Raw genomic sequence first — 11,731 nt, forward strand, 5'->3', positions numbered from 1 at the left:
TTTTCACGCCCCGTAAAGATGTTCCTCCTCGAGTTTCCCGCCAGTAAGCCGCGATTGAATTTGATGGACTATACGCGCTATCTCCCCGCCTTTTGTCGATATTTTTTTGCATGCGTGAACCACCGTTGCGTGGTCTCGCCCGCCGAAGAAACTGCCTATGTATGAAAGGGAATGGTTGGTAAGTTTCCTCGCGAGATACATTGCTATCTGTCTTGCGGTCGCAGCGCGTTTCGTCCGCTTCCTGCTTTTCACGAGCTCCTCTGATACGCCGAGTCTCTCGCAAACGGCTTTCAGAATGTCCTGAAGGGTTATGCTTTTCGTGCCCGAGGTAAGCATAGGTGCACGATTGTTGAGAACATCTACCGCAAACTCAAGCGTTATGTCCTTGCCCTGTATCGATGAGTAAGCGAGAAGTCTTATCAGTGCGCCCTCAAGGTCCCTTATGTTGGTGGTTATCACCTGAGCAATGTAGGAGAGCACCTCCTGAGGTATCTCGATACCGTCGGCCTCAGCTTTCCGGCGAAGAATAGCGACACGGCTTTCGAACTCGGGCGGCTGAAGGTCAACCAGAAGTCCCCACTCAAACCTCGAGCGCAGGCGCTCTGCAAGCCCATTAATCCGCGATGGCGGCAGGTCTGAGGTAAGCACTATCTGTTGCCCACGCTGGTGAAGAGCATTGAAAATGTGGAAAAACTCGTTTTGAATAGCCTCCTTGCCCGAGAAAAACTGAACATCATCCACGAGCAGAAGGTCAGCTTTGCGGAAGTATTGCTTGAATTGCGTGGTGGTTTTGTTGATAAGCGAATTCACGAATCTATCGGTAAACCGCTCCGATGTAACATATCGCACCACCTTCTCGGGATGATTTTTCCTGACGAAGTGCCCTATAGCCTGAAGAAGATGCGTTTTGCCCAGCCCCACGCCACCGTAGATGTAAAGCGGGTTGTACTTCGTCTTCCCGGGAGCTTCAGCGACAGCCATCGCAGCAGTATACGCAAGTCTGTTAAACTCACCCACGACGAATTGGTCAAATGTATATCGTGGATTGAAAACCGACTCAACCTCGTTGTCCTCCGATTTCCTCTCGTCAGCAAGAAGTGGGATATACTCATATTTACCATTTCTCGAGAAGACCACGAAAATTTGTGGTTCCTCTCCTGTGACTGTTTCAACGGTTCTTTTTATTAATTCGCTGTACTCCTTGGCGAGCCACTCTGCCACGAACTGTGAGTCAGCTAATATAAGCACTGAGTCATCATCGGCGGGTATCTGGCGGGTGCGCTCGAACCACGCTCTGAACGACTGAGGATTAATTTGAGAAGCAATAATATTAAGACACCGATTCCAAATACCTTCCTTATTACCCATTTCGTCTCCGCTTCCGAGCAAAAAAGTCCCTACTTATCAACAATTGTTGATAACTTATAACTCCTTTTGTTACAACTATTTACGCCCTTGGAGAGGCCGCCTCTGTTGATAACTTCGAAGCTTTATCAAAAATTTCAACTATAGAATAATCCAGTCCAACTTGGCTGTCAAGATTGTTTTAAATAAAACTTATAACTCATTGTTATTCAACGGAAATACTTAATTCGGCTCGAAATATACTTTAAGATGTGTATTAACACTCAAAAGCACAAGAAAGTCCGTCATCGTCGCCACAACTTGTTGCGTACCAATGGAAAATACATATTTAACCCTTTAGAATTTAAATCGTAAAAAATTGTGTAACACGCCAAATAGCAACAAGATAGATTAAAATAATAACAATTCTTGCGCAAAAAATTCAATAATTTATATTAGAATCGTGAAACTACAGGATTACATAAGCGAATTCCTTCTCTACGCACGCAAGGAAAGAGGCTTCTCAAATGGCACCGTCGCCAATTACGAGCAGGACCTTTCTCTTTTCGTTGAGTTCCTCGAAAATGAGTTCCCGGAAGGATTAGCTGACATTTCACAAATAGACCTGATAGTTTTGCGCGCATACCTTTCACGACTGCTTTTTTCTGGATACAAGGTAAGTACCATTCACACCAAAATCGCCGCTGTAAGGTCGTTTTTCAAATTCCTTTTCAGAATCGGCGCGATAGAAACCAACTACACCAAATACCTCAAACTTCCAAAACTCCACAAAAAATTCCCATCTTTCCTCGATTTTGCTCAAGCTAATAAGGCTTTGAGTCTGCCTGATAAGGACACCATACTTGGTCGACGCGACCTCGCGATACTTGAGCTGCTTTACGCCACCGGAATAAGGCGCGCAGAGCTTGTGGGACTAAATCTCCGCGATGTCGATATTGAGATGATGCGCGTAAAAGTCCTTGGGAAAGGCAACAAAGAGCGCTTCGTGCCCTTCGGTCAGGCTGCCAGAAACGCTATTCGCGACTACCTCTCTCTTTCGCGGCCAAAATTGGCGAAAAACACCGATGAAAAAGCTTTTTTCCTGTCAAGGGATGGAAACAGAATATCCCCGCGGCAGGTGTACAATATAGTTCGCAAGTATTTGTCCGTCGTTACCGATGGCAAAAGCAGTCCGCATGTTCTTAGACACACATTCGCAACGCATTTGCTTGAGATGGGCGCAGATATAATGAGTGTTAAAGAACTCCTTGGACACGAAAGCGTGGCTACAACGCAAATCTACACACATCTCACAATAGAGCGCCTCGCAGAAATCTATCGAAAATCGCATCCAAGGGGAAAATAGAAAACGCTTATCAAGGCTCATAAGAGCCATTCGGCTCGAACTCCTCCATGAAAGCATCGATGTAATGGCGAATATCAAGAGATGGTATCTCAACCGCTATAACATCAAATCTTACAGGAGTGTCAGCCATATCATTTTCGAACATGAATAACATCAAATCTTACAGGAGTGTCAGCCATATCATTTTCGAACATGAATTGCTTTGATGCAGCTATGATTCTTTTCCTTTTCCTCGAATCAACTTTTTCCTCGGGTATGCCGAATCTGTCGCTTTTAGCCGACTTCACCTCAACGAACACCAGAGTTTCGCCATCTTTTGCTACAATGTCTATTTCTGCGGTTTGCGTTCGATAATTCCTCGCCAGAATCGTGTATCCCTTGCTCCTGAGAAAGCCCGCAGCCAGCTTTTCTGCCATCTCGCCTATCCTGCGGCTGCTTTTTCCCGTGCTTTCCTCCATACTTCCTGCGCCATAAAAGAACTTCTAACAAGGGGTCCTGAGAAAACTTTGATAAAGCCAAGTTCCCTCTCCCCGTATTCTGCGTATTCAGCGAACTTCTCAGGTGTTACGAATCTTTCTATCGGCAGGTGCTTGGGTGAAGGCTGAAGATATTGCCCTATAGTCACTACCTGAACGCCTGCATTTCTTAGGTCACGCATCAAATCGTATATCTCGTCATCGGTCTCACCGAGACCAACCATAAATCCAGATTTTACTACTGAATCATAGTTTTTTGCAGCATACGAAAGGACATTAAGTGAACGAGCATAATCAGCTTGCGGGCGAGCAACTGGATACAATCGCGGAACCGTCTCAACATTGTGATTGAAAACATCAGGTCGTCGACTCAAAACCATGTCGAGAGCCCCTGTATTTCCCATAAAATCGGGGGTTAATACCTCAATGCCTGCCTCTGGCAGTTGGCGTCTTATCTCATCTATGGTCATCGCGAAAATCTTTGCGCCACCATCAGGAATGTCGTCCCTCGTGACAGATGTTACCACGACATAGGAAAGATTCATCTGTTTTGCAGCTTTCGCTACTCGTTTAGGTTCGTCCAATGGCGTCTTATCTCATTTATGGTCATCGCGAAAATATTTGCGCCGCCATCTGGAATGTCGTCCCTCGTGACAGATGTTACCACGACATAGGAAAGATTCATCTGCTTTGCGGCTTTTGCTACTCGTTTAGGTTCGTCCAAATCCAGTGGTTTGGGTTTGCCCTTTTTTATAGCACAAAACCGACACGAGCGGGTGCACACATCCCCAAGAATAAGGAATGTAGCCTGACCATGAGAGAAACAATAATTTATGTTTGGGCATCGAGCCTCATGGCAAACGGTATGAAGCCCATATTGCCGAATTGAGGATATCACTCTGCCAAGTTCCTCGTTGGCGATGAACTTCCGTTTGAACCAATGTGGTTTTCGCAGCACTTTCATGAAGCAAAAATCGCAACGCAAACGCCTTGTGTCAAGATATAACGGAATTTTTGTTTTGCTTTTTACCGAAAATACGATTAACGATAGAGTAATGAGGATAACAGTTCCAGAGGACATAATTCCGTGCAGGCTCGATGTGTACCTCGTCCAACAAGGTATAGGACTTTCGCGTAATCAGATTCAAAAGCTAATAAGAAGCGGCGGGATAAAAGTCCTTGGCAAGGGCACAAAGCCTAATTTCATCCTTCGAGGCGGCGAGATTATAGAAATAGAACTTCCCAAGGAGGAGCCTTTCAAGCTTCTCGCTGAAGATATACCACTCGACATAGTTTACGAGGATGAACATCTTATAGTCGTAAACAAGCCTCCTGGAATGGTCACGCACCCAGCGAAGGGCAACTGGAGCGGAACGCTTATAAACGCGGTTCTTGGACACACAAAAAAACTTTCGCCTATAGGTGGCGATTACCGTCCAGGAGTCGTTCACAGACTCGATAAGGACACATCAGGACTCGTTATAGTTGCAAAAAGAGCACCTGTTCACCTTAAACTTTCCGAAATGCTGAGCCGCCGCGAAATAAACCGAGAATACATCGCGCTGATATGGGGACATTTGCCCGGGGAAGAATTTCTTGTGGACGCACCATTAGGACGACATCCAAAAGACCCTCTCAAAAAGGCAGTAGTCGTCGGCGGAAAGCCAGCCAAAAGCCTCTTTATAAGGATAGCCTCCTTAGAGTTTCTCGAACTGGTTAGGGTAAAACTTTTCACGGGAAGAACCCACCAGATACGAGTTCACGCTCAACATATAGGTAATCCTGTGTTCGGAGACCCCGACTACGGTGGACGAGAAAGCAGGCTCGGCGGTATACCACCGCAATACCGTAGTAAAGCTGAAGAATTGCTTAAAATAACGCCACGGCAAATGCTTCACGCGTGGAAGATAGAATTCATTCACCCTGCGACTGGGGAGAAGATTCGTCTCAAGGCAGACATTCCGCCTGATTTCGCGAATGTTCTAAGAATGCTTCGCGGCGATGAATGGAAAATTCTGATACCCGACGAGTGAGTTAAAAAATATTTGCGCAACATTATACATTAGCTATTTTAGCAATATGAGAAAATTAGTCACAATATCCGCCATATTCTTAATGCTTGTATCAATAGCAAGTTCACAGGTTCCTACTATCAAGCAGCCAGCCTCTTTAAGAAGAACCACTATATCACCCACCGCAGTCAGTACGGGAGCTGGCAAAGCACTTGAGAAAATAAGCGAAATCCAAACAGCCAAGGAAGCTATTCAAAAAGTTGCTCAGAAAGTAGGATATGTACCTCTTGAGGGACCAATAGATGCAGAAAAGTTCATAGTCGGACCGCACGATGTCATTCACCTTCAGGTTTGGGGCGTGTCATCTGTGGACGAGTTCTTGGAAGTAACGAACGATGGTTTCATAACTATTCCAGGCTATGGGGCTATAAAAATCGCTGGTTTAACCTGGGCTGCCGCAAAAAAGATAATTGCAGACACAGTAAAATATGTCTACAATCCGAAAAAATTCGCTATAACTCTTGCTTTCGCGAGGATATTCGTTGCTCATGTTGCGGGTTGTGTTCAGTTCCCCGGCAGCTACCAGATAGGCGCTACTGGAAGAATATGGGACATAATTCAACTCGCTGGTGGTCAAACCGGACTCGCTGACCTATCAAAAATAAAAGTAACCCACCGGGATGGCTCAACTGAGACGATTGATATAACGCCCTACCTTGCTGAAGGAGACATCTCCGCAAACCCGTATCTAAGAGATGGCGACATAGTTGTGGTGCCTCAGATTGACGCTACGAACGGTCTTGTGAAACTTTACGGAGGCGGGGTACGAAGCGGCTTCTATGGATATAAGCCAAACGAAACTATCTCCCAATTTCTGCAAAGAAGCGGGGCTTTCTCGAAATCCAATCGATTGTCCTCTGTGCTGCTGATAAGGGATGGAAAGCCAAAAACCATAAACCTTTTCGAGGAAGATGTGACTTTGAGTCCAAACGATGTGGTGATAATACCCACTCATCTCGATTCGATTATAGTTGGTGGGCTTGTCGCAAACGGCGGAACCTATCCCTATTATCCGGGTTTAAGCGTTGAAGCGTATGTAGCTATGGCTGGTGGCATGAGCGAGAAAGGCTCTATAGCAAGAATAGCAGTGTTCAGGAATGGGAAAAAACTTTCGCCAAAAAAAGCCTATCCACTAATGCCAGGGGATGTGATAATAGTTTACTACAGTTACTTCCAATTGACAAAAGATGTTATAGAGACGATAGGAAGAATACTCAGCGCGGGAATAACGGTTCTTTATATTATAGACAGACTTTCACGCTAAAAGGGACATGAACGATATACAAAGAAATAGTGATACATATACATTTTTCGAGGTTTTAAGAGCGATAAACAAACGGAAGAAGCTTATATTGGCAGCTTCCATACTAGCAGGGATAATTGCTGTCGCTATAGGATTTGCATTGCCCAAGTGGTATCGCGCAGAAGCACAGATAATGCCCGCATACACGCCAAGTATATCGACATCCGTCAGCGCTGTGGTAGGCGGGATAATAGGCATGGGAGTTGACCTTGGCGGCGGTGAGGGGAGCTTTGCTCTTCCAATGATGGTAACGCCCACTGACCTTTGGGCTGACATGGCAAGTTCATATGGCATTGCTGATTCTATAATAGAAAGGTTTAACCTAAAGGAACTTTACGGAAAGCGAACCATTGAGGATACTCGAAAAAGTTACTTCTCTCACCTTTTCGTTAAACCTACGGGAGCAGGAATTTTACGAATAGGTTATGAAGCGCGTGACCCACAGCTTTCCGCTCAAATAACCAATGCGATAGTCGAACTTATCGATCGAACACTTCAACGGGTGCGAATTGTTTCCGCCAAAAGGCTTAGAGAATTCGTCGCCGAACGATTAGCCCAGTGTAAATCAGAACTTACTACCGCAGCGCAAAATCTGGCAGAATTCCAAATGAAGCACAAGACTATATCCATAGAAGACCAAGCCAAAGTTGCTCTTGAAAACATAGCTCAACTTTACGCACAACTAACTATATACGATGTTCAGCTTAAAGCATTAAAATTAGCTGGCATAAAATACTCACCCGAGATAGTCCAAATACAAGCACAAATGGACGGTATAAGGAAAAAAATCCATCAACTCGAGTCCAAAGGTGATGACATATTTCCGGGGATACAAAAGTATCCAGATTTGTATATGAAATATATGAACTTATATAGAGAATACCAAACACAAGAAATAACATATCAATATCTAAAGCAGCAATATGAACAAGCTCGCATAAACGAGCAGCGGATGATTAAAACACTACACCTTATATCAAAAGCAACCCCGCGCGATAAAAAGGTAAGACCGAAAAAGTCCATAATGGGGATTTCAGCGTTTTTCGGAGTCTTCATAGTATTATCCCTCTGGACCATATGGAAAGATTATATGGATAAATTTCGTAAAATTCAATCCTTATAAAATAATGAAGGACATATAAAAAAGCCCCGGCTTAAACCGGGGCAGCCTAATCAACGGTTTTAACATTTCCGTCTTTACTTCACCAATGTCATTCTTCTTCTCACCGAACCGTGGTCAGTATTAAGAACTGCGAAGTAATTTCCGCTGGGAGCATCGCCCGCATTCCACACAAGTGTATATCTTCCCGCAGGCAAATTGTCCTTTATGAGCTTCTTAACAAGCCTTCCCGAAGCATCGTATATGGATAAATCCACATTGGACTTTTCGGGGATAACGAAGTCTATCTCGGTAACAGCATTGAAGGGGTTAGGATAATTGCCCAGAATCTTGAGTTCCGTAGGCTTCCGCTGGGCTATAGCTTTGGAGGTTGCAGTCCCGACAGAATATACATGAACACCGTTAAACACATCGATGCCGAATATATACCCATCCTTGCCCAATATGTAGGACCAATAGCCATTTTTCGGAAGCTCGGCGACAAGTTCTACATCGGGGAGTTTGGATATATCGTAAACCTTCATCTGTCCAGCACCATCAGCAAGATACGCATAATCACCATTCACATAAACATCCATCCCCCAAACAGATGGATTAGAGGTAACCATATATGGTTTCTCCGGATTCGATATATCAATAACAACCATCCCATTAGGACCATCAGCAGCGAGCATATATTTTCCGACAAGGCATATACCGTTTCCGCCGCCATTGCTCGTTTTAACATAACCCAGCTCTTTCGGGAACCCATCGCCAAGTTTGAATATATGATACCCACCGTGATAATCTGAAGCATAAAGCAGATCTCCACCAAGTTCTATATCGTAAAACTGTGATCCGGGATTCCTTATTATATATCTTGTTTCATATATATCCTTCTTAGGCGTCATGACAGCTATGCCATCTCTGCCAAGTGAAACGGTGCAGAAATAATCATTAATCTCAACACGCCCTATCTGATCAGGTCCTTTCTCAGTGGAGACAACAGGGAACTCATCGTAAACGCTCATGGTTTTCGGGTCCGCAATCTCTATATACACATCCTCCTTCTTGCTCTGTCTTGCACCAAGAATATATAACTTACCGTTATACGCCTCAACATCCCAGACTGTGGCGAGCTTTATGCCATTAATGAACCCCAATTTCACGGGGCGCGCAGGATTGGTTATATCAAACGCAACAACACCAAGCCTTCCTACTGCGATATAAAGGGTGTTATCAAGTATACATGCTCTCTGAGGTGTCCCGTATGTCTCAACCCTACCTATTCTTATCGGTGCATGGTAGTCGGTAATATCGAAAACGGAGATCCCTTGATAATCGTTAGCAAGATACAGGTAGTTATCTATATGTCCAAAGTCAAGGGTCGGCATACCCTCAAGGTCCCACACCAGCTCAGGATTTCCATCGACGAGTTCATATATAGCAAAGTTCTTATATCCACCAGCGTAAACTATACCATCATATATATCGACTGCCATCGGCGTTGAGAACGGTATAGAGAAAATCCTTCTGCCAAAAATGCGTTTCTCGTTCGGCTTTTCCTGATCCCAGCGGCCATATATAATTATACCATTGTATACCTGCAACGATGTATATGTTCCGGGCTGATGACCAAGAAGGAAGAATCTGCTGTCAGGCGTTAATCCAACGGCGAACATACCATATTTCCCGTCAGCGATAAAAAGCCTGTTCTCGTAGTAATCCATGCAAAGCGGTGTGCCGTCTATTCCAACTCTTCTTATGAGCTTAGGATTCATCGGGTCCGAAATATCGAGAACAGCAACATAGCCTTTACCTGCAATAAACATTCTGTTGCCATCAACCTCGAATGTTGAGAATGTCGGGAATTCCTTGTCTTCAGTGGTGGGGAATTTGCCGATAAATTCAGGAGAGTATGGGTTCGAAATGTTGTATATCCTCAGCCCTTCTTTCTCCCAGATAACGAAAAGCTTTCCGTCTACAACTTCGACCTGTTTAACTTTGCTTGAGAAACCATCGATTTTTGCGAGCATTTGCGGAAGGTCACGGTTGAAAACATTGTAAATTCTAACAGCACCGCCAACTCCAGCGTAAATTACCCTGCCATCTGATGTTATGGCGCCGACTTTGCCCATAGGGATTTCTGCTATCTCGTTAAGATAGATTTGGCTTCCAAAAGAAAGGGCGACAAGGAATGAAATTAACACAACAAACAGCCTTCTCATAACTCACCTCCTTATTATTCAAATTAAATTATAAGGTCTAATTCTCTTAATGTCAACATGAAAATGCCAGCTTGATAAGTAGGTTAAACAATTTCATTGAAAAAATTTCTAAGCTAAACTATTATTTAATAAGAATTACAAGATTAGGGGGATTTTTTATGTTAACAATGATAATCCTTATTTTTTTACTTGTCGGCTCGTCTTTCTCGCAGCCTGATTCTACATTCAGCTCGCAGGGATTCCCAGCTTATTTAGTTAATTATGGTGCCATAAAAGGCGATATGTTCCTCGCTGATTTCGCTGCAAGACGCTTCGTCCTCATTGACGAACAACAATACAACGACGGGCAAAAAATGATAGCCATAAATCCTAACCTGAAAGTTTTGAAGTATAGATGCATGGTTTCGTTACACACCACAATGACTGGCTACGACAGCCTTCTTAATCCTCACGAGTGGGCGTTTCTTCATTCCTGCGACCCAGCCAACATAAGTTTTAGCAGGCGCGGCGATACACTTTGTGTTTCTTGGTCCAACGATAGAAGATTCGACACATTGCTCGGATACTTAGTTATTCTTGCCGACCATGACAGTTCAAGCGTTACTGTCTGGGAAGACTCGCTTATTACAGGGAGACTTGCAAAAATTGTTTCGCCACCGTGGCATGGATGCCTAAGGATAGCGACCGTGGACACCAACGGCGACACCCTCGAATTCTCCCATGTCTGGGCTCTGGGCTCAATACTCCCACCACCATACCACATAGGCATAGACTCAGTGGCATTCATTAATGGGACAGGACCACATACCCTGGACTCGTTAAAATTAAAAATAAGAGTTTCTGGGGTCACGCCCGAATCGGTGTTAGTTCTACTCGATGTGAACCACAACAGGCGCATCGACCCCGGCGAAACATTCCCGATAACTTTTAGACCCACAGATTCCATAATCTCGGCTCTGATAACCTGGGACCACGACACTCACTACTATGCCGGCAGAGGATTTAAAGTAGTGGTGAAAACGCCAATATCAGTCGATACAATACCCAAAGGTTTCTTCATGACGACCAACATTAATAATCGCCTCAGGACCAATCCATACAAAAATTATGTTATGAACATAGCCTCTCCCCTATGGCGAAATTACACCGTCGACATGATAGAGCAGGCATTAACATCTCCAAACTACAACGGCGTGTTCTCGGATAACACATCGGTGCGAATTGCCCGCTGGATGTATGAGGTCCCAGGTTACCCATTCGATTACGACTCAGCAGCATGGTACAGCGGAGCATGTGAATACATGGACTCGGTTGTTTCTGTTGCGTCTCCCGGCCCGGTAATATTCAACGGTATGTCCGATACACTGCTGGACATTGCATCTGGTGCTATGAAAGAGGGGTTCTGTTATTCCAACTGGGGTGGCCTTTACTCGGGAAGAATATGGGAAACGCATCTTAACAATGCCATAAACACAATAAGTAAACACCATAAAATTTTCCTCGCTCTTCCCAATGTGCCGGAAAACTACACCCTAACCCGCATCTACACATATGCGAGTTATCTTCTTATCGCGGACGATTCCGCCTATTACGCAAATGCGAGAAAATACAGCATATTCGCGCATTTCCCTGAAATGGACCTGCCCATAGGCACTCCTATCGACACAGCAGAAAGCACAATATCCGAACTCAGAGATAGCACAGGCTGTTTCATCCGCCGATTCACGGGTGGACTGGTGGTGGTTAACCCTACGGATAGTTCGGTCACACCTTCCATAAGTATTCCCCCATACAAAGTTCGCGTTACGAATGGAACCACTATGGATGGCTCAAGGCTTTTTGT

At 44.6% G+C, this 11,731-nt stretch carries 10 protein-coding genes; 5 read left to right on the forward strand and 5 right to left on the reverse strand.

What is annotated here, in order from left to right:
* Positions 1 to 3 precede the first annotated feature (3 nt).
* Entirely contained in the window at positions 4 to 1,368 is a 1,365-nt protein-coding gene (gene dnaA / locus J7J62_06325; GenBank protein MCD6124768.1) for a chromosomal replication initiator protein DnaA, read from the reverse strand.
* A gap of 439 nt (positions 1,369 to 1,807) precedes the next feature.
* Here dnaA and J7J62_06330 point away from each other — a divergent pair, with 439 nt between their 5' ends.
* On the forward strand, positions 1,808 to 2,710 hold the full coding sequence (locus J7J62_06330; GenBank protein ID MCD6124769.1) for a tyrosine recombinase: 903 nt from the start codon (positions 1,808 to 1,810) through the stop codon (positions 2,708 to 2,710).
* A gap of 131 nt (positions 2,711 to 2,841) precedes the next feature.
* Here J7J62_06330 and J7J62_06335 read toward each other — a convergent pair whose 3' ends face one another.
* Genes J7J62_06335 through J7J62_06345 form a run of 3 tightly spaced genes read right to left on the reverse strand, consistent with a single transcriptional unit; the run spans position 2,842 to position 4,150 of the window.
* Positions 2,842 to 3,168, reverse strand: a complete 327-nt coding sequence (locus J7J62_06335; protein MCD6124770.1) for a YraN family protein — start codon at positions 3,166 to 3,168, stop codon at positions 2,842 to 2,844.
* On the reverse strand, positions 3,132 to 3,731 hold the full coding sequence (locus J7J62_06340) for a lipoyl synthase (GenBank protein MCD6124771.1): 600 nt from the start codon (positions 3,729 to 3,731) through the stop codon (positions 3,132 to 3,134). The genes J7J62_06335 and J7J62_06340 overlap by 37 nt, the downstream gene beginning before the upstream one ends.
* A 17-nt stretch (positions 3,732 to 3,748) precedes the next feature.
* A complete protein-coding gene (locus J7J62_06345; GenBank protein ID MCD6124772.1) occupies positions 3,749 to 4,150 on the reverse strand; it encodes a hypothetical protein in 402 nt (133 codons plus the stop codon).
* 91 nt (positions 4,151 to 4,241) lie between these two features.
* Between J7J62_06345 and J7J62_06350 the strand changes: the two genes are divergently transcribed.
* Genes J7J62_06350 through J7J62_06360 form a run of 3 tightly spaced genes read left to right on the forward strand, consistent with a single transcriptional unit; the run spans position 4,242 to position 7,684 of the window.
* On the forward strand, positions 4,242 to 5,219 hold the full coding sequence (locus tag J7J62_06350; GenBank protein MCD6124773.1) for an RluA family pseudouridine synthase: 978 nt from the start codon (positions 4,242 to 4,244) through the stop codon (positions 5,217 to 5,219).
* Between the two features lie 46 nt (positions 5,220 to 5,265).
* Complete coding sequence (locus tag J7J62_06355; GenBank protein MCD6124774.1) at positions 5,266 to 6,522, forward strand: SLBB domain-containing protein; 1,257 nt, start codon at positions 5,266 to 5,268, stop codon at positions 6,520 to 6,522.
* Between the two features lie 7 nt (positions 6,523 to 6,529).
* Positions 6,530 to 7,684: a hypothetical protein gene (locus J7J62_06360; GenBank protein MCD6124775.1), complete on the forward strand. Its 1,155-nt coding sequence runs from the start codon at positions 6,530 to 6,532 to the stop codon at positions 7,682 to 7,684.
* Positions 7,685 to 7,758: 74 nt separating this feature from the next.
* On the opposite strand, the gene J7J62_06365 is transcribed toward J7J62_06360, so the two are convergent.
* Positions 7,759 to 9,888 carry a T9SS type A sorting domain-containing protein gene (locus J7J62_06365; protein ID MCD6124776.1) on the reverse strand — a complete coding sequence of 710 codons (2,130 nt, stop codon included), beginning with the start codon at positions 9,886 to 9,888 and terminating at the stop codon, positions 7,759 to 7,761.
* Positions 9,889 to 10,046: 158 nt separating this feature from the next.
* Between J7J62_06365 and J7J62_06370 the strand changes: the two genes are divergently transcribed.
* On the forward strand, positions 10,047 to 11,731 hold a 1,685-nt coding region (locus tag J7J62_06370), incomplete at its 3' end, for a hypothetical protein (protein ID MCD6124777.1).

Source organism: bacterium (genome assembly GCA_021159335.1).
Taxonomy (GTDB): domain Bacteria; phylum UBP14; class UBA6098; order B30-G16; family B30-G16; genus JAGGRZ01.